Source organism: Rhodopseudomonas boonkerdii (assembly GCF_021184025.1).
Classification (GTDB): domain Bacteria; phylum Pseudomonadota; class Alphaproteobacteria; order Rhizobiales; family Xanthobacteraceae; genus Tardiphaga; species Tardiphaga boonkerdii.
In genome coordinates this window covers 206,164-224,796 of sequence record NZ_CP036537.1, presented here as the reverse complement: position 1 = coordinate 224,796, position 18,633 = coordinate 206,164, and the positions used below count along the sequence as shown (strand labels likewise).

Annotated in this window: 17 protein-coding genes; 11 read left to right on the top strand and 6 right to left on the bottom strand. The window is 62.7% G+C overall.

Annotated features, from left to right (window positions below; translation table 11 throughout):
• Window positions 1–49 precede the first annotated feature (49 nt).
• From E0H22_RS01020 to E0H22_RS01000, 5 genes are all read left to right on the top strand, one after another.
• Window positions 50–640, top strand: coding sequence for a nicotinate-nucleotide adenylyltransferase (locus tag E0H22_RS01020; RefSeq protein ID WP_233026587.1), 591 nt, complete (start codon window positions 50–52; stop codon window positions 638–640).
• A 366-nt stretch (window positions 641–1,006) separates the two neighbouring features.
• Window positions 1,007–1,420 carry a ribosome silencing factor gene (gene rsfS / locus E0H22_RS01015; RefSeq protein WP_430715255.1) on the top strand — a complete coding sequence of 138 codons (414 nt, stop codon included), beginning with the start codon at window positions 1,007–1,009 and terminating at the stop codon, window positions 1,418–1,420.
• Between the two features lie 139 nt (window positions 1,421–1,559).
• Complete coding sequence (gene rlmH, locus E0H22_RS01010) at window positions 1,560–2,042, top strand: 23S rRNA (pseudouridine(1915)-N(3))-methyltransferase RlmH (protein ID WP_233023929.1); 483 nt, start codon at window positions 1,560–1,562, stop codon at window positions 2,040–2,042.
• Window positions 2,043–2,061: 19 nt separating this feature from the next.
• Entirely contained in the window at window positions 2,062–3,444 is a 1,383-nt protein-coding gene (locus E0H22_RS01005) for a murein hydrolase activator EnvC family protein (protein WP_430715197.1), read from the top strand.
• On the top strand, window positions 3,441–4,853 hold the full coding sequence (locus tag E0H22_RS01000) for a S41 family peptidase (RefSeq protein ID WP_233023927.1): 1,413 nt from the start codon (window positions 3,441–3,443) through the stop codon (window positions 4,851–4,853). The genes E0H22_RS01005 and E0H22_RS01000 overlap by 4 nt, the downstream gene beginning before the upstream one ends.
• A gap of 260 nt (window positions 4,854–5,113) precedes the next feature.
• Here the strand turns inward: E0H22_RS01000 and E0H22_RS00995 are convergent, their stop codons facing one another.
• Both E0H22_RS00995 and E0H22_RS00990 read right to left on the bottom strand, forming a co-directional pair.
• Window positions 5,114–6,079, bottom strand: coding sequence for a hypothetical protein (locus E0H22_RS00995; protein ID WP_233023926.1), 966 nt, complete (start codon window positions 6,077–6,079; stop codon window positions 5,114–5,116).
• Window positions 6,080–6,396: 317 nt separating this feature from the next.
• Window positions 6,397–6,924 (bottom strand): septal ring lytic transglycosylase RlpA family protein, encoded by a 528-nt coding sequence (locus E0H22_RS00990; RefSeq protein ID WP_233023925.1) that lies wholly within the window; start codon window positions 6,922–6,924, stop codon window positions 6,397–6,399.
• Between the two features lie 693 nt (window positions 6,925–7,617).
• Between E0H22_RS00990 and E0H22_RS00985 the strand changes: the two genes are divergently transcribed.
• The 5 genes from E0H22_RS00985 to E0H22_RS00965 all read left to right on the top strand — a co-directional run bounded on the left by E0H22_RS00985 (window position 7,618) and on the right by E0H22_RS00965 (window position 12,730).
• On the top strand, window positions 7,618–8,178 hold the full coding sequence (locus tag E0H22_RS00985; protein ID WP_233023924.1) for a F0F1 ATP synthase subunit delta: 561 nt from the start codon (window positions 7,618–7,620) through the stop codon (window positions 8,176–8,178).
• Window positions 8,178–9,710, top strand: a complete 1,533-nt coding sequence (gene atpA / locus E0H22_RS00980) for a F0F1 ATP synthase subunit alpha (RefSeq protein WP_233023923.1) — start codon at window positions 8,178–8,180, stop codon at window positions 9,708–9,710. The genes E0H22_RS00985 and atpA overlap by 1 nt, the downstream gene beginning before the upstream one ends.
• A gap of 141 nt (window positions 9,711–9,851) precedes the next feature.
• The gene (locus E0H22_RS00975) at window positions 9,852–10,727 is read left to right on the top strand and encodes a F0F1 ATP synthase subunit gamma (protein ID WP_233023922.1); all 876 of its coding nucleotides are present in this window, start codon (window positions 9,852–9,854) and stop codon (window positions 10,725–10,727) included.
• A gap of 64 nt (window positions 10,728–10,791) precedes the next feature.
• On the top strand, window positions 10,792–12,219 hold the full coding sequence (gene atpD / locus E0H22_RS00970; RefSeq protein ID WP_233023921.1) for a F0F1 ATP synthase subunit beta: 1,428 nt from the start codon (window positions 10,792–10,794) through the stop codon (window positions 12,217–12,219).
• A 103-nt stretch (window positions 12,220–12,322) separates the two neighbouring features.
• Window positions 12,323–12,730 (top strand): F0F1 ATP synthase subunit epsilon, encoded by a 408-nt coding sequence (locus E0H22_RS00965; protein WP_233023920.1) that lies wholly within the window; start codon window positions 12,323–12,325, stop codon window positions 12,728–12,730.
• Between the two features lie 50 nt (window positions 12,731–12,780).
• Here E0H22_RS00965 and E0H22_RS00960 read toward each other — a convergent pair whose 3' ends face one another.
• The 4 genes from E0H22_RS00960 to E0H22_RS00945 form a co-directional block, all read right to left on the bottom strand.
• The gene (locus E0H22_RS00960; protein ID WP_233023919.1) at window positions 12,781–13,284 is read right to left on the bottom strand and encodes an RNA pyrophosphohydrolase; all 504 of its coding nucleotides are present in this window, start codon (window positions 13,282–13,284) and stop codon (window positions 12,781–12,783) included.
• Between the two features lie 4 nt (window positions 13,285–13,288).
• A complete protein-coding gene (locus E0H22_RS00955; protein ID WP_233023918.1) occupies window positions 13,289–13,792 on the bottom strand; it encodes an RNA pyrophosphohydrolase in 504 nt (167 codons plus the stop codon).
• Between the two features lie 88 nt (window positions 13,793–13,880).
• The gene (locus tag E0H22_RS00950) at window positions 13,881–15,083 is read right to left on the bottom strand and encodes a divergent polysaccharide deacetylase family protein (RefSeq protein WP_233023917.1); all 1,203 of its coding nucleotides are present in this window, start codon (window positions 15,081–15,083) and stop codon (window positions 13,881–13,883) included.
• Between the two features lie 52 nt (window positions 15,084–15,135).
• Window positions 15,136–17,334: a primosomal protein N' gene (locus tag E0H22_RS00945; RefSeq protein ID WP_233023916.1), complete on the bottom strand. Its 2,199-nt coding sequence runs from the start codon at window positions 17,332–17,334 to the stop codon at window positions 15,136–15,138.
• Between the two features lie 139 nt (window positions 17,335–17,473).
• Here E0H22_RS00945 and E0H22_RS00940 point away from each other — a divergent pair, with 139 nt between their 5' ends.
• Complete coding sequence (locus E0H22_RS00940) at window positions 17,474–18,463, top strand: tyrosine recombinase XerC (RefSeq protein ID WP_233023915.1); 990 nt, start codon at window positions 17,474–17,476, stop codon at window positions 18,461–18,463.
• Window positions 18,464–18,633 lie beyond the last annotated feature (170 nt).

Sequence of the window (18,633 nt, the reverse complement as noted above, 5' to 3'; positions counted from 1 at the left end):
GCCACGATCACCGGTCTTCATGCACGGCCTGCCGCCGCTCAGCGAGGGTTTGCGAATCGGGTTGCTGGGGGGGTCGTTCAATCCGCCCCATGCGGCCCATCGCGCCGCGACGCTGTTCTCCATGAAGCGGCTGCAGCTGGATGTTGTCTGGTGGCTGGTGTCCCCAGGTAATCCATTGAAATATAACGGTAATCTTCATGCTCTCAGAGAGCGTGCCGAAGCGGCTGCCAGGGTTGCCGATCATCCGCGGATCATCGTCAGTTGTCTCGAAAGCGTCATTGGTACACGCTATACCGTCGATACCGTCACCTATCTGCGCCGGCGATGCTCGCAAGCTCGTTTCGTCTGGATCATGGGAGCCGACAATCTCGCCCAGTTTCACCGCTGGGGGCGATGGCAGCAGATTGCGGACAGCATTCCGATCGCCGTTATCGACCGCGCCTCGCCCAGTCCGGCGTCGCAAGGTTGCCGCGCTTTGGCCGCACAGGCGCCGCAAGCTCTGGCGCGCTTTCGGGTCAAAGAGGGCGATTCCGGCTCTCTGGCGGAGCGCAATCCGCCCGCCTGGACGTTCCTGTCCGGCCTGAAACTGACCATGTCCTCCACGCGCCTGCGGAACCCGGACGGCAGCTGGAAAAGCTGAGTCCCCCTGCAACCGCGAGGCGTGCTAGTATGTTTGCGTGCTGGACGTGTGAGTCCGGCGAACACATATGCGTATTGGATCAACCGGGCGCCGGATCTGGCGATCCCTCATAGTGAAAGGAACGGTCACCTGGCCACCTCATTGCCCAAGACGGGCGCTTCCAAAAAGACTCCGTCCAAGAATGTTCAGTCAGCGGCCGTCGCTTCGTCCGAAAAGAAGGTTTCGGTGAAGTCCGTTTCCGCCAAGAAGGCTCCGGTTGAAAAGACTGCGGCCGACAAGGTCGTGAAGAAGGCGCCAGCCAGGAAAGCTGCTGCGCCGAAAAAGGCCGCCGCTCCCAAAGCCGCCAAATCGACCGCGACCAAAGCCATGATCGCCAAGAAGGACGCGCCGAAGAAGGCTGCAGCCGCCGAGGTGGTGCGTGACAGCGCGACCGAAACGCTCAATCTGGTGATGGCGCGGCTCGAGGACATGAAAGCGGAAGAGACCGTCACCATCGACCTGCGCGGCAAGTCGGCATTTTCCGATTTCCTGGTCGTGACCACCGGCCGCTCGAACCGCCATGTCAGTTCGATCGCCGAGAACGTCGCCAAGGGCCTGAAGGAAGCCGGGCAGAAGAAACTGCACATCGAAGGCATGACCAATGCCGATTGGGTGCTGATCGATACCGGCGAAGTGATCCTGCATGTGTTCAGGCCGGAAGTCCGTGAGTTCTACAATATCGAACGGCTGTGGGCGCAGAACACGCAGGACGAACAGCGGGTGAGTTTGAAGGCCGTCTAACTCCGCCCTTATGGTGAGGAACGCGCTGCTGGCGCGCGTCTCGAACCATGAGGTCGCGTGGCTTTGAGCTGGCGGACATCCTTCGAGACGCGCGCAAAAGCGCGCTCCTCAGGATGAGGGCTGGCGTTAGGTCATACCCATGCATCTCCTCGTCATTGCCATCGGCAAACTCAAGCAAGGTCCTGAGCGCGAGCTTGCCGAGCGTTATCGCGAACGATTCGACGATATCGGCCGCAAGCTCGGCTTTCGCAGTCTCACGGTCCACGAAATTCCGGAAAGCCGGGCGCGCGATACGGCGACCCGGATGGCCGAGGAGGGTACAGCCATTGCGGCCCTGATTCCCGATAAATCCATCCTCGTTACCATGGACGAACGCGGTTCGAGCATTGATAGCGCCAGTTTCGCGCGCCATCTTGGCAAGGCACGGGACGAATCGGTGTCACATTATGTTTTTGTCATCGGCGGCGCGGACGGACTTTCGCCTGAATTGCGGCGCAAAGCCAAATTCACCATGGCCTTCGGCTCGGCGACATGGCCGCACCAGATGGTTCGCGTCATGCTCCTGGAACAGGTTTATCGGGCTGCCACGATTCTCGCTGGCCACCCTTATCATCGCGTGTAAAGGCGCTTTCGAAACTTTGATGCTGTCGCTGCGGCCTCCTCACCGTGATATCGGACGACGTGCTGCGTCGTTTCCGGTCATGTTGCTGTCGGCTGGACTAGCGGGCGGCGGTATCGAATCCGCCGGAGCGCAAACGACGCCAGCTCCGCAACAGCAGGAAGCCGCCGCACCGGCGACCGATCTGATCCGTCAGCGCGAGCAGGAACTCGAAGCGGCGCGAGAGCAGCAGAAGAAGGCCGCGGAGTTGCAGGCCAAGCTGAAGGCCGACATTGCCGCCATCGGTCAGGATCGCGGCAAGCTCAATCAGCAGCTGATTGATGTCGCCGCACGCGTGCGCGGCGTCGAAGCCAAGATCGACGATGCCGAAGCGAGGCTGCGTCCGCTGGATAGTCGTGAGCGCGAGATACGAGCCTCGCTGGATTCGCGGCGTGGCGAGATCGCGGAAGTTCTGGCGGCGCTCCAGCGCGCCGGTCGTCGCGCTCCGCCGGCGTTGCTCGTGCGGCCCGAAGACGCCCTGCAGTCGCTGCGGACGGCGATGCTGCTCGGCTCCGTGGTGCCGGATATGCGCGCACGTGCGGAGAAGCTCGTCGCCGACCTTGGCGAGCTGGTGAATCTGCGCAAGGCGATTTCGGCCGAGCGCGATCAGCTCGCCGCCGATCGCGACAAACTCAAGGAAGAACAAGCCCGTCTCGCCTCCTTCACCGGCGAACGCCAGCGCCAGCTCGCTGCGGTCGAGAAGGACATGGATGCGGAAAACGCCCGGGCGGTGACCTTGGCCCGCCAGGTCGACAGCCTGCAGGGGCTCGTCGCCAAGATGGAGCAGGAATCCAAGGCGGCGGCGAAGGCCGCGCAAGCAGCGAGCTTGCAGGGCGTGCCCGCCGATCTCGCCAACGGCAAGCCGAATGTCGATGCCCTGAAGAACTCCGGCCGTATGGCGCCGGCCATCGCCTTCGCTTCGGCCAAGGGTATGCTGGCAATGCCGGTGAACGGAATCCGCTTACGGAACTACGGCACCCAGGACGGTGTCGGTGGTGTCGAAAAGGGCATCTCGGTAGCGGCGCGGGCAGGCGCGCAGGTCACAACTCCGTGTGACGGTTGGGTCGTCTATTCAGGACCGTTCCGCAGCTATGGACAACTCTTGATCCTCAATGCCGGGGGCGGATATCATGTTCTGATCGCCGGGATGGAGCGAATTTCGGTGAACATTGGTCAGTTCGTGCTCGCCGGGGAGCCGATCGCCGTCATGGGGTCGACGTCTCGGGTAGCCTCCGTGCTCGCAGGCCCGGTACCGACAGCCAATGCCAGCCAGCCTGTTCTGTATATCGAGTTCCGTAAGGACGGCACTCCAATTGACCCCGGCCCCTGGTGGGCCGCTAACGAAGGCGAAAAGGTTCGCGGATGATGCGCAAGACTTCGATTATTCTGCTGAGTGCAGCCACGGGCGCCGCCTTGACGCTATTTGTGACTCAGCCACGCGCGGTATTCATGGGCACCAGTGCGCGCGCCGCTACCTCCGACACCTATCGCCAGCTCAATTTGTTCGGTGATGTGTTCGAGCGCGTCCGCAGCGACTATGTCGAGAAGCCGGACGACAGCAAGTTGGTCGAGTCCGCGATCTCCGGCATGCTCACCGGTCTCGATCCGCATTCCAGTTACATGGATGCGAAAAGCTTCCGCGACATGCAGGTGCAGACCCGTGGTGAGTTCGGCGGTCTCGGCATCGAAGTCACGATGGAGGACGGCCTGATCAAGGTGGTGTCGCCGATCGACGATACCCCTGCCTCGAAGGCCGGCATCATGGCCAACGACATCATCACCAATCTCGACGATGAAGCCGTGCAGGGTCTCACCCTGAACCAGGCGGTCGAGAAGATGCGCGGCCCGGTGAATACCAAGATCAAACTCAAGATTATCCGCAAGGGCCAGGACAATCCGATCGATGTCACGCTGGTGCGTGACAATATTCGGGTCCGTTCTGTGCGCGCTCGGGTCGAGAGCGACGACATCGCCTATATCCGCATCACCACCTTCAATGAGCAGACCACCGAAGGTCTGAAGCGCGAGATCGCGGCGCAGACCGCTGCAATCGGTGCCGACAAGGTGAAGGGCTACATCATCGATCTCCGCAACAATCCGGGCGGCCTGCTGGAAGAAGCGGTCACTGTCTCGGATGCGTTCCTCGATCGCGGTGAAATCGTCTCGACCCGTGGCCGCAATGCCGAGGAAACCCAGCGCCGCACCGCGCATAACGGTGACCTGACCAAGGGCAAGCCGGTGGTGGTGCTGATCAATGGCGGTTCGGCTTCTGCGTCGGAAATCGTCGCCGGCGCGCTGCAGGATCACAAGCGTGCGACCATTCTCGGCACGCGTTCGTTCGGCAAGGGCTCGGTGCAGACCATCATCCCGCTCGGTTCAGGCAATGGCGCGCTGCGCCTCACCACGGCGCGCTATTACACGCCGTCGGGCAAGTCGATCCAGGCGAAGGGTATCGTGCCGGATATCGAGATCGTGCAGGACGTGCCGGATGAGCTGAAGTCGCGCACCGATACTAAGGGTGAAGCCTCACTTCGCGGCCATCTGAAGAACGATGGCGACGAAAAGACCGGTTCGCAGTCCTACGTGCCGCCGGATGCTAAGAACGACAAGGCACTGAAGGCCGCGGCGGATCTGCTCCACGGGATCAAGGTGACGTCGAATGCCACCGTGACCCAGCCGGAGGTGAAGGCTGCGCAGGACACCAGCAAGCCGGCCGACAAGCCGTCGAACGACAACAAGCCCGCCGGCGACAAGCCGGCTGCGAAGCCGAACTGATCGGTTGAGTTTGAAGGAATGAGAAAAGGGCGGCCGTTCGGGCCGCCCTTTTTTATTGGTGCGCTTGGAAAACATAGCCTGACAACTCAGTTCCTCCCGCCTGAACGCAGTTGCGTTCAGGCTGAGGTGAGGAGGCCTGGCGGCGTAATTGCGCCGCTGATAGCGCCGTCTCGAACCATGAGCTGGCTGGGCTCCTCAGTCTGCGGCCATCCTTCGAGACGCCGCTGCGCGGCTCCTCTGAGGAGCAGAGTTTGTTTGCGCTATTTGAATGCAACGGATTTCCCGATTTGCTCGATGGCCGGGCGGAGCTCCGCGCTGCGATCGGCGGCGAAATATGAGATCATCCGTACAAAACGCCCGCTCGGTCCGGTCGCGAAATACTGCACGAAGCGCTTGTCGCCGTCGGTCGTGCCTTCCAGCAGCACGGCGTCGCTGACGCCGCCGAATGATACGCGCTTCTCGCTGTCGATGGTCGACTTGTCCAAATTCCTGGTTTGGCGCAGCAGGGTCCTGGCAATCACGGTGGGGTCTTCGCTGAGCACCGGTGAGTTGCCGATCTGTGCGGAAACGATCAGCAATGGCTGCTCACCTTTCGGATCGACGTCCTTGTCGCCGACGGTCATGGCCACGGTGCTGCCAGCCATCACATCGAGTACGCGGAACGGTGCCGACGGCGTCACCGTGAAAGGCAGGCTGGCCAGTTTGTCGGCAACCGAAGGCGCATCCCCGAGCGATACCGTCTTCAGCATCGCCTTGACCGTGGCATCGTCGAGCTTTGCAGCCGGCATGGCCTGGATCGTGATCATCACGGTGCGGCTGCCTCGTGCCAATGCCACCCATTTGGCGAGCTTGGTATCTGCGACCGTTTGCGTACCGCTGGCGAGGAAGGCTTCGCCCGACGCCGTCGGTACCTTGTCCAGTGTCGCAACGTCGATGCCCTTCTGTTTGAAGCCTGCTCGCACGGTGTGGAGGTTGCCGAACAGGTTGGAGAGTTGCGGCCAGGCCTCCGGCGGCAGTTCGGCGATCAGGATGCTGGATTTGGTCTTGCGATCGGCGAAGCCCGAAAAGTCCTTGGCAGGCTCGAAGCCTGTCGGCGGAGTCATGGTCACCGTGGTGCCATCCACGCGCTGCGGCGCCTGGGCTATGGCGCCGGTTGGCACCAGCCCGCAAGCGACGAGGCATGAAAAAATGACAAGGGTTCGGCGGATGGCATTCGCGCGCATCATCTGTCCTTCGTTTCAAACATCGATGCGCGGTTGTCGCATCGGCGCACGATGCGGTTCGACGTCTGGTGTTCAGCGCGAAGCTCGGCCCTCATGGTGAGGAGGCGCGCAGCGCCGTCTCGAACCATGAGCTCGCCCGGCTCAGAGTGTGCGGCCATCCTTCGAGACGCCGCTGCGCGGCTCCTCAGGATGAGGGAGAGGATACAAAAAAGCCTGCCGTCATTCGATGGCGGCAGGCTCTTTTACTCAACGCTACTCTACGCAATACATACGCAACGCTACTGAACCCGTAAGATCAGAACGCGATACGCTCGTTCTTCTTACATGACTTCGGCAACAACTCTGCCGACACCGCGGCCGGTCAGGCCGATGGCGCTCGCTGCACCCTTGGACAGGTCGAGCACACGGCCTTTGATGAACGGACCACGGTCATTGACGGTGACGACGACGCTGCGGCCGCCATGGGTCACGCGCAGCTTGGTGCCGAAAGGCAGCGAACGATGCGCGGCGGTCATGGCATTCTGATTGAAGCGCTGGCCCGACGCGGTGCGGCTGCCTGCTTCATTGCCGTAATAGGAGGCGACGCCCGAAAAGCTGCGGCCGCCGGTGCGGACAGGCGCTTCAGCCGCCGGCGCGAACGGGCCGAGCGAGGCATTGGCTTCGAAGGGCGAGGCGGGCGCCGCAGTCTTGGCGGCGTGATGATGGTGATACTTGTGATGATGGCGGTGTTTGGACTTGGCCGAAGCCTCCGTCACCGTTCCCCCAAGAGCGACAGTGGCGGCAATTAGCGCCACTGCCATGCGCGGCTGGGTCACAAAACCCAATGCCGACTTTCCGTAACGCAGCATATATCGTAATCCTCAGACAGTATTGCCACAACCGTGGCAAGTGGACCCCCGTCCCGATTTCACTGAGGCTGCATTTGACGACGTATTGAGGCGTAAAATGGGCGATGGAATTGTTCCATTTCACAATGAAATATCTTGTGATGGCTGGCTTTATAGCAAAAGGGAGCGTTTAACTGATTTTTAACTCAATTAATTACTCAAAGATACTTTCAACTATTGTATATCGAAGTGATATTTTCGTTCTGAAAGCATTCATTAAGTAATCATCCACGACCGGCTCTGCCTGCCGGGCGATCGCACCTGTCGGCGGCGCCCTGGCGCTCTGCCGATGCGCACCGTGTTGTGAATTGCCTCGGCGATGAAAATGGACTCACCTGCCGCTGAGCGGAATTCAGGTTGCGTAATGTCGAGGTGGCGCAAACTGGCTTTGCCGACGTCGAATTTTTCGCCGCGCGGTCCTCTGAAACGATTCTTCGTCCGTAGCTGCGACAAGGCATCATCAAACGCTTTCGTCGCGTTGCATGGCCGTGCGCGCCATGCTAGCAAAGCCGCGATTTGAACGGGCGGGGGCGCTCTGCCACTGCCGCAAGAATCGAAGTCCCGCTTGAATTCCAAGGACTTGAGCCGCTTGGCGACCTTCCGGTCGGCGCTGGTTCTCCCCTTGCGAATTTGACAGCCTGAAGAGCACAATTCGTGGCAGCAGAAGATCCGTCGGTTTCGGGAGTGTCCGGTCGTTACGCAACAGCCCTGTTCGAGCTGGCGCGTGACGAAAAATCCGTCGATGCGGTGAAGGCCGATCTCGACAAGTTTGCAGCACTGCTGGGCGAGAGCGCCGATCTGGCTCGCCTCGTTCGCAGTCCGGTGTTCACCGCCGACGATCAGCGCAAGGCGCTCGGTGCGGTGCTCGCCAAGGCCGGTATCTCCGGCATCACTGCCAATTTTCTCAATGTCCTGACCGCCAATCGCCGCCTGTTTGCGGTGGGCGACGTGATCCGCGCCTTCAACGCGCTGGTCGCGAAGTTCAAGGGCGAGGCTACTGCAGACGTCACTGTGGCCGAGCCGCTCTCGGACAAGAATCTCGACGCCTTGAAGGCCGCACTGAAGTCAGTGACCGGCAAGGATGTCGCGCTCAACGTGAAGGTCGATCCGTCCATCATCGGCGGGCTTGTCGTGAAACTCGGCAGCCGCATGGTCGATAGTTCGCTTCGCACCAAACTCAACTCGATCAAGCACGCGATGAAAGAGGCAGGCTGATGGACATCCGCGCCGCAGAAATTTCCGCAATCCTCAAGGATCAGATCAAGAATTTCGGCCAGGAAGCCGAGGTTTCTGAAGTCGGTCAGGTGCTGTCCGTCGGTGACGGTATCGCCCGCGTTTACGGCCTCGACAATGTTCAGGCCGGTGAAATGGTCGAGTTCGAGAACGGCACGCGCGGTATGGCGCTGAACCTCGAAACCGACAATGTCGGCGTCGTTATTTTCGGTGCCGACCGTGAAATTAAGGAAGGTCAGACCGTCAAGCGCACCCGCGCCATTGTGGACGCGCCGGTCGGCAAGGGTCTGCTCGGCCGGGTCGTCGACGCGCTCGGTAATCCGATCGACGGCAAGGGCCCGATCCAGGCCGAGAAGCGCATGCGCGTGGACGTCAAGGCGCCCGGCATCATTCCGCGCAAGTCGGTGCATGAGCCGATGGCGACCGGCCTGAAGTCGATCGACGCCCTGATCCCGGTTGGCCGCGGCCAGCGCGAGCTGATCATCGGCGACCGCCAAACCGGCAAGACCGCGATCGCCCTCGACACCATCCTGAACCAGAAGCCGCTCAACGTGGCCGGCGCTCCGGAAAGTCAGAAACTGTACTGCGTTTACGTCGCGGTCGGTCAGAAGCGCTCGACGGTGGCCCAGTTCGTGAAGGTGCTCGAAGAGCAGGGCGCGATGGAGTACTCGGTCGTCGTCGCGGCGACCGCGTCGGACCCGGCTCCGATGCAGTACCTGGCGCCGTTCACCGGCTGCACCATGGGCGAGTATTTCCGCGACAACGGCATGCACGCCGTCATCATCTATGACGACTTGTCGAAGCAGGCGGTCGCCTATCGCCAGATGTCGCTGCTGCTGCGCCGTCCGCCGGGCCGCGAAGCTTATCCGGGCGACGTGTTCTACCTTCACTCGCGTCTCCTCGAGCGCGCTGCGAAGCTGAACGATGAGCAGGGCAATGGCTCGCTGACCGCTCTCCCGGTCATCGAAACCCAGGCGAACGACGTGTCGGCCTACATCCCGACCAACGTGATTTCGATCACCGACGGTCAGATCTTCCTTGAGACCGACCTGTTCTTCCAGGGTATCCGCCCGGCAGTGAACGTCGGTCTGTCGGTGTCGCGCGTCGGTTCGTCGGCGCAGACCAAGGCGATGAAGAAGGTCGCCGGCAAGATCAAGGGTGAGCTCGCGCAGTACCGCGAAATGGCGGCCTTCGCGCAGTTCGGCTCGGACCTCGACGCCTCGACCCAGCGCCTCTTGAACCGCGGTTCGCGCCTGACTGAACTCCTGAAGCAGCCGCAGTTCTCGCCGCTGAAGATGGAAGAGCAGGTCGCCGTGATCTGGGCCGGTACCAACGGCTATCTCGACGCGCTTCCGCTGAACAAGGTTCGCGCCTTCGAAGACGGTCTGCTGTCGCTGCTGCGCGGCAAGAACGCCGACATCCTCGCCTCGATCCGCGACAGCCGCGATCTCAGCGATGACACCGCCGCCAAGCTGAAGGCAGCGGTCGAAGGTTTCGCGAAGACCTTCGCGTAACGCTGACTGTCATGGCCGGGCTCGCCCGGCCATCGATGTGTTGGAATGCATTTGAAATGTAACTGTCCGGCACACGGCCGGGCATGACGATCCAGAGGTTCGCGATCCGCCTGAAGGCGTGATTGCCGGGGTGGACTGAGAATGGCCTCACTGAAAGACATGCGCGTTCGCATCGCCTCGACGAAGGCGACGCAGAAGATCACCAAGGCGATGCAGATGGTTGCGGCGTCGAAGCTGCGCCGGGCGCAGACCGCCGCTGAAGCCGCGCGTCCCTACGCCGAGAAGATGGATGCGGTGATCGCGTCGATCGCCGGCGCTTCGACTGCAGGCTCCGGCCCGCAGCTGCTGGTCGGCAATGGCAACGACAAGACGCATCTGCTGCTGGTTTGTACCGGCGAGCGCGGCCTGTCCGGCGCCTTCAACTCGTCGATCGTGCGTCTCGCCCGCGAGCGCGCCCAGGCGCTGATGGCCCAGGGCAAGACGGTCAAGTTTTTCTGCGTCGGCCGCAAGGGCTATGAGCAACTGCGCCGCCAGTTCGACAAGCAGATCATCGAGAACATCGAGCTGCGCTCGGTACGTCAACTCGGCTTCGTCAATGCCGAGGATATCGCCAAGAAGGTGATCGCCCGCTTCGAAGCGGGTGAGTTCGACGTCTGCACGCTGTTCTATTCGCGCTTCAAGTCGGTCATCGCCCAGATTCCGACCGCCCAGCAGATCATCCCGCTGGAAGTCACCAAACAGGCCGAGACCACTGGCCCGACCCCGGTTTACGACTACGAGCCGGCGGAAGACGAAATCCTCAACGGTCTGTTGCCGCGCAACCTGGCGGTACAGGTCTTCCGCGCCTTGCTGGAAAACAACGCCTCGTTCTACGGCGCGCAGATGAGCGCGATGGATAACGCGACCCGCAACGCCGGCGAGATGATCCGCAAGCAGACCCTCGTCTACAACCGGACCCGTCAGGCGCAGATCACGAAGGAACTGATCGAAATCATTTCCGGCGCCGAGGCCGTCTAACAAACAACCCAACACTTCCGGTCTCCCCGCAGGCCGAACCGCGTACTTCAAGGAGATAGTTTCCATGGCTTCTGCCAACCAAACCGGACGCATCACCCAGGTCATCGGCGCCGTCGTCGACGTGCAGTTCGAAGGTCACCTGCCCGCCATTCTGAACTCACTCGAGACCAAGAACGGTGGCAACCGTCTGGTGCTCGAAGTCGCTCAGCATCTCGGCGAATCCACCGTCCGCGCCATCGCGATGGACACCACCGAAGGTCTGGTCCGTGGTCAGGAAGTCACCGACTCCGGCCAGCCGATCACGGTGCCGGTGGGCGAAGGCACCCTCGGTCGCATCATCAACGTCATCGGCGAGCCGATCGACGAAGCCGGCCCGGTGAAGTCCGACACCAAGCGCCCGATTCACGCGGCGGCTCCGGAATACACCGACCAGTCCACGGAAGCGGAAATTCTCGTCACCGGCATCAAGGTCGTCGACCTGCTGGCTCCCTACGCCAAGGGCGGCAAAATCGGCCTGTTCGGCGGCGCCGGCGTGGGCAAGACCGTTCTCATTCAGGAACTGATCAACAACGTCGCCAAGGCGCACGGTGGCTACTCGGTGTTCGCCGGCGTCGGCGAGCGTACCCGCGAAGGTAACGACCTCTATCACGAGTTCATCGAGTCCAATGTGAACAAGAAGGGCGGCGGCGAAGGCTCGAAGTGCGCCCTCGTGTTCGGCCAGATGAATGAACCGCCGGGCGCCCGCGCCCGCGTCGCGCTCACCGGTCTGACCATCGCAGAAGACTTCCGCGACAAGGGCCAGGACGTGCTGTTCTTCGTCGACAACATCTTCCGCTTCACCCAGGCGGGTTCGGAAGTGTCGGCGCTGCTCGGCCGTATTCCTTCGGCGGTGGGTTATCAGCCGACGCTCGCGACCGACATGGGCGCGCTGCAGGAACGCATCACCACCACTACCAAGGGTTCGATCACCTCGGTGCAGGCCATTTACGTGCCGGCCGACGACTTGACCGACCCGGCGCCGGCCGCTTCGTTCGCGCATCTTGACGCGACCACCACGCTGTCGCGCTCGATCGCCGAAAAGGGCATCTATCCGGCGGTGGACCCGCTCGACTCGACCTCGCGCATGCTCTCTCCGCTGGTTGTCGGCGAGGAGCACTATGCGGTCGCCCGTCAGGTTCAGCAGGTGCTCCAGCGCTACAAGGCGCTGCAGGACATCATCGCCATTCTCGGCATGGACGAACTGTCCGAAGAGGACAAGCTGGCCGTGGCCCGCGCCCGCAAGATCGAGCGCTTCATGTCGCAGCCGTTCCACGTCGCTGAAATCTTCACCGGCTCGCCGGGCAAGTTTGTCGACCTCGCCGACACCATCAAGGGCTTCAAGGGCTTGGTGGAAGGTAAGTACGATCACCTGCCGGAAGCTGCCTTCTACATGGTCGGCACGATCGAAGAAGCTGTCGAGAAGGGCAAGAAGCTGGCTGCCGAAGCCGCTTAAGTTCGAAAGGTTATCGCTGCCGGTTCAGCCGGCAGCGATTTCGATGTTCTGACTGCTCGACCGCAGGCGTTGCCCGCGGAAATCAGCCAAGAGAGTTGTTACGATGGCCACCTTCCACTTCGATCTCGTCTCGCCGGAAAAGCTCGCCTTCTCAGGCGAAGTCGAGCAGGTCGACATTCCCGGCGCCGAGGGCGATGTCGGCGTGATGGCTGGCCACGCGCCGGCTGTGGTCGCCCTGCGCCCAGGCATCATGACCGTCACGACCGGTGGCAAGCATGAGAAAATCATCGTGCTCGGCGGTATCGCTGAAATCTCCGAAAAGGGTTTGACGGTGCTGGCGGATGTCGCCACCTCGCTCGCCGAACTCGATCGCGAAGCCTTTGCGAAGGATATCGCCGAGATGGAAGAGAAACTCAGCGAGAAGGAAGGTAACGCCCTCGACCGTGCCATCGAGCGCCTTGATCAGTTCAAGGTAATCCAGCAGAACATCACCTCGACGGCGATGCACTAAGCGTCCGACTAGAAAAGATAAAAAGCCCCGGGAGCGATCCCGGGGCTTTTTTACGGCTGGACAAACCTTGCGAATTCCGTTGCCACCGCCCGATACACCGCGCGCCGAAACGGCACCACCAGATCGGCGACGCGGTCGAGGCGCTCCCAGCGCCACGCGTCGAACTCCGCGGGCTGTCCGTTGCGGGGCGTCAGCGGATCGACCTCGTCATCGGCGCCAGTGAAACGCAGCGCGAACCATTTCTGCCGCTGGCCGCGAAACTGCGCGAAGCGGTGGGTGGGATCGTCATGCGGGATGAAGTCGTAGGTCATCCAGCCGGTTTCGCCGAGATAATCGGCGTGCGAGACCCCGGTCTCCTCCCACAATTCACGCATCGCGGCGACACGAAAATCCTCGTCCGGGTCGACACCGCCTTGCGGCATCTGCCATTCGAGGCCGGGCAGGACGATCTCCGGCCCGTCATCCTTGAACCGGCGGCCGATCAGAACTTCGCCGCCAGCGTTGAACAGCGCGATGCCCACATTGGGCCGATAGGGACGGGAGTCGGTCGTCACAGCATCAATCGCCGGCGAGGCCGGCGAATTCCTTCACCACGCGTTCATAGACTGGCCGCTTGAACGGCACGATCAATTCCGGAAGGTTTTTCATCGGCTCCCAGCGCCAGCTGACGAACTCGGCCTTGTGGCCGTGCGGCGGCTGCACGACATTGATCTCGCTCTCGTTGCCGGTGAAGCGGAGCGCGAACCAGCGCTGCCGCTGGCCGCGATAGCGACCCTTCCAGGCCCGACCGGCGACGGTGCGCGGAATGTCATAGATCAGCCAGTCCGGCACCTCGCCAAGTTTCTCGACGGATCTGACGCTGGTCTCCTCATAGAGCTCGCGCTTGGCGGCTTCCCAGGTGTCCTCGCCGGGATCGACGCCACCCTGCGGCATCTGCCAGACATGGGTGTCGTCCACATGCTCGATACCGCCCGCGCGGCGGCCGATGAAAACGCGCCCCTGAGGGTTGAGCAGCATGACGCCGACACAGGTTCGGTAAGGCAGATCTTCGTATCGCGTCATTCCATTGCTTCCTGGCCGGGCCGGCCGCCATGCGTCCCCCTGAGGCCGTGTCGCGCTCTGTCCGAACCGCAGGCCTCCAACTCCAACGCTAGCTAGATTTTGATTTCAGCATCGCGGTTGTCAATGGCACCAGCATGATCCCCCGCGATTCCAGGGCTTTCGCCCAAGTGCTTATCTTCTCGATTGAAATTGGCAAAGAGGACGCCGCGCCGACGGCGAGACCCCGTTCTTTTGCGAGACCTTCCAGCTTCGCCAGTGCCTTGTCGATTTCGGCCGAATTCGGCGCGGCGTCGATGGTCAGATCGGCGCGCGCAAACGGCATGCCCAATGCTTCGGCCGCGGCCGGCGCCACGCTGCGCGACGACGATCCGTCGTCAAACAGTGCCAGACCGCGCTTGTTGGCCTCCTTCGCGACCGCCTGCATGGCCGCGTCGGTGGCGATAAAGCGGGCGCCCATGAAGTTGCCGATACCGACATAGCCCTGGAAGCGGCTCATATGCCACATCATGCGGTCGATGTTCTGCTCGGGCGTCGCGGATGCCAGCAGCGTCTGCGGGCCGGGGTCGTTGTCGGGATAGTCAAATGGTTCGAGCGGCAACTGCAGCAGGATCTCGTGGCGCTGTGCGCGGGCGCGCTCGACCAGCTTGCTGGGATCGGAGCCATAAGGCGTGAAGGCGAGCGTGACGGCCGGCGGCAGTTTGGTGATGGCCTCGATGGTCTTGGCGGCGCCGACACCGAGGCCGCCGATCACGATGGCGATGCTCGGCGTCCGTATCGCCTTGGTGCGCTCGGCCTCGGAGCCGGCGGCATAGACATTGACCGGCTTCAGGCCGCCCACCGCAATGGGCACCATGCCATAGCGGGATTGTTCAAGCAGCTTCTGGTCGATGCCGGTCATGACGGGCGCTGCGTCGGGCGCTGCGCCTTCCGACCCGTCGGTGGCGACCACCACGTTCTGCCGGGCGCCGCTGGAGCCATCGATGATGGTGATCGTCTTCTGGCCCGGCGCATCGATCCTGGCGACATCCGGCATGCCATGCTTTACATCGACCGGCGGGGGGCTCGGTGGCTTCTGGGGTGCCGTTTCGGGGGCCTTGATGGCAACGCGTGCGACCGGCTCGCCACCCATCGGATCCTTGTGGAAGACAGCGACGCCGGCAAAGCCGACCATCAGCAGGCCGAGTGCCGTTGCAGCGGCCTGGGTGCCGGTAAAGGGCAGCCGGAACCGGCGCTTAACTTGCGCAGGTTTCTGTCCCAGCGGGGCGCTCAGATCGTCCGCCGACACGGCCAAGGGTCTCCCGAATCAATCGGCAGACCATAGCATGGCGGCACGCCACCCGTGGCTACAGGAAGCTCTGTGGATCGACGTCGACCTCGAGCTTGAGATTGCCCGCTGTTTTGGGCGCATGGGCAAGCCAATCCCGCAAGTAGCGCGAGAGATCGACGTTTCGGGCTGACTTCACCAGGAGCCGGAACCGATATCGCCCCTTGATCACGGCCAGCGGAGCCTCGGCCGGGCCGAGCACGAGGATGCGCTCGTCGACCGGCGCACAGGCCGCGAGTTTTCGTGCAAAACCTTCCGCCGTCGGCCGGTCGCCACCCGAAATGATCATCGCCGCCAGCCGGCCGAACGGCGGATAGCCGGCGCGCTCGCGCGATTCGATCTCGTTGTCGTAGAACGCCTCGCGGTCGTTCGCGACCAGCGCCTTCATGACGGGATGCTCGGGTTGATGAGTCTGCAGATAGCCGACGCCGCGGCCCTGCTCGCGGCCGGCCCGGCCGATCACCTGATTGAGCATCTGGAAGGTGCGCTCCGCCGCGCGCGGATCGCCATTGCCGAGGCCCAGATCTGCATCGATCACACCGACTAGGTTGAGGCGCGGAAAATTATGTCCCTTGGCGACCAGCTGGGTGCCAATGATGACGTCGACGCGGCCTTCCGCGATCTCGGCAAGTTCGGCACGCATCGATTCCACCGAGGTGATGAGATCGCTCGACAGCACCATGGTGCGTGCGCCGGGAAACAGGTCGGCCGCCTCTTCCTGCAGGCGCTCGACACCGGGGCCGATGGCCGCCAGCGATTCCTCGGCGCCGCAATGCGGGCACTGATGCGGTCGCGGTTCCGAGTAACCGCAATGATGGCACACAAGGCGCTTTCGGAAACGGTGATCGACCAGCCAGGCGTCGCAAATGGTGCAGGCGAAGCGATGACCGCAGCTGCGGCACAGTGTGAGAGGTGCATAGCCACGGCGGTTGAGAAACAGCAATGCCTGTTCCTTACGCTCGATCGCATGCACGATTTTCTCGGCCAGCCGCGGTGCGATGAAGCGTCCGCGCGACGGGCCTTCGCGGCGCAAATCGATAGCTTCGATCTGTGGCATGTGCTGGCCGCCGAACCGCGACGGCAGCGCGATGCGCTGATAGCGGCCCTTGCGCGCATTCACTTCCGATTCGACGGAGGGCGTGGCTGACGCCAGCACGATCGGAATCCCGGCGATGGAAGCGCGGACGACGGCCATGTCGCGGGCGTGATAATGCGCGCCTTCATCCTGCTTGTAGGCCTGATCGTGTTCTTCATCGATGATGATGAGGCCGAGCTTCGCATAGGGCAGGAAGAGCGCCGAGCGTGCGCCGACCACGACATGTGCATCGCCATTGGCGATCGCAGCCCAGTTGCGCGCGCGGGTGCGCGGCGTCAGCTCGGAATGCCACTCCATCGGCCGCACGCCAAAGCGTCTGGCGAAGCGGTCGAGAAATTGTCCGGTCAGGGCGATTTCCGGCATCAGGATCAGGACCTGTTCGCCGCGCTTGATGATCTCGGCCACCGCTTCGAAATAAACTTCGGTTTTGCCGGAGCCGGTGACCCCGTCGAGGAGCGCCGCCTGAAACGCGCCTGTCGAGGCGAGCTTGCGGATCGCTTCGGCCGCCACAGCTTGATCGGGCGAAAAATCCGGTTCGACGAAGGATGGATCGGGCGGCGGTGGCGGCAACGGCGGCGGCATGACCTCGACGGCCAGCGTGCCTTCATCCACCAGTCCGTCGATCACACCGGCGCTGACGCCGGCCTCGCGTGCTGCATCGGATTTGCCATGCAGCAATCCGTCGCGCAGAATTTCGATCACGCGGACGCGTGCCGAGGTCATGCGCTTCGGCGCCTCTCCGACGAGGCGGACACCGAGCTTCATGCGCTCGGGGCCGAGATGTTCGCCCATGCGCAGGGTCATGCGCATCACCATGCCGCGGGCGGACAGTGTGTAATTCGCGACCCAGTCGACCAGCTGCCGCAATTCCTGCCGCAATGAGGGGACGTCGAGTTTTTCGCCGACGTCCTTGAGCCGATTGTGCAGGCGCGGATCGGGATTGGTGTTTTCCGCCCAGACCACGCCGATCACCTCGCGGGCGCCGAGCGGCACGGTAACGACGTCGCCCGGCTGCAGGTCCAGCCCGCGCGGCACCCTGTAGGAATAGGCCTGATCCAGCGCCACCGGCACCAGCACATCGACGATCCCCGACGAGGAGGGGGGGCGTGGAGCTGAACTCATGGGCGGATCGGAACTCGCGAGGGCAAAATCGTCGAACAACGGAACGTCCAATTTAGGCGTCATGCTGCCGCGAGGCCAGCGGTTCACCAATGCGAAACCCGCGGACGGGATAATCGCTGCCTCATTCAGTGGATCGCCCATGGCCAAAGCCGCAAAGAACCAGCCTGCCGAGTCGAAACAGCCGGCCATTGAGCTGATTTGCGCCGATGCGGATGTCTCGCTGCAGATGACGCGCTGGCTGTCGCATCTGCGTGCCGAGCGGCGGCTGTCGCCGAAGACGCTCGAGGCCTATGCGCGCGACGTCCGTCAGTTCATGCTGTTTCTCGCCGATCACTGGGGCGGGCAGGTGACGCTGACGCGATTTGCGAAGCTTGCGGCCAATGACGTCCGCGCCTTCATGGCAGCGCGGCGCGGTGATGACATCGCCGGGCGCTCGCTGATGCGGGCGCTGGCGGGATTGCGCTCGTTCGCCCGCTTCCTCGAACGCGAGGGGCTCGGTTCGGTCGGTGCGCTGTCTTCGATACGTGCGCCGAAGATTGGCAAAAGCCTGCCGAAGCCGCTGCAAATGGCCTCCGCCAAGCGCCTCACCGACGCCGACGAGCGGGCGGGGGAGAATCGTGAGCCGTGGATCTGGGCACGCGATGCCGCCGTCATGGCGCTGCTCTATGGGTCTGGCCTGCGCATCTCCGAAGCGCTTGATTTGAAGCGCCGGGACGTGCCCTCCCCCGGCAAGGGCGATGTCCTGATCGTCAACGGCAAAGGCAACAAGACCCGCATGGTGCCGGTGCTGCACAATGTGCTGGAGTTGATTGCGGAATACGCAGCCATGTGTCCCCATCCATTACCGGCGGATGGCCCGATATTCGTGGGCGCTCGCGGCGGTCCGCTGTCGCCGCGCATCATCCAGCTCACCATGGAGCGGATGCGCGGGGCTCTCGGTCTGCCCGACAGCGCCACCCCGCATGCGCTCCGCCATTCTTTCGCCACCCACCTGCTGACCCGTGGCGGCGATCTGCGTGCCATCCAGGAACTGCTCGGGCACGCCTCGCTTTCGACCACGCAGATCTACACCGGAATCGATACCGAACGGCTTTTCGAGGTCTACAAGACGGCGCATCCGCGGGCGTAGTCGCAGCAATCTCCCCCTCGTCCTGAGAGTCTGACTGGAAATGCAGTCAGTAGTTTGGCGCTGCTGGTCGCCCAGACGGCGCGCGACACACTCTGTCCCTCCCGCCTGAACGCAGTTGCGTTCAGGCTGAGGTGAGGAGGCGCGCAGCGCCGTCTCGAACCATGAGATGG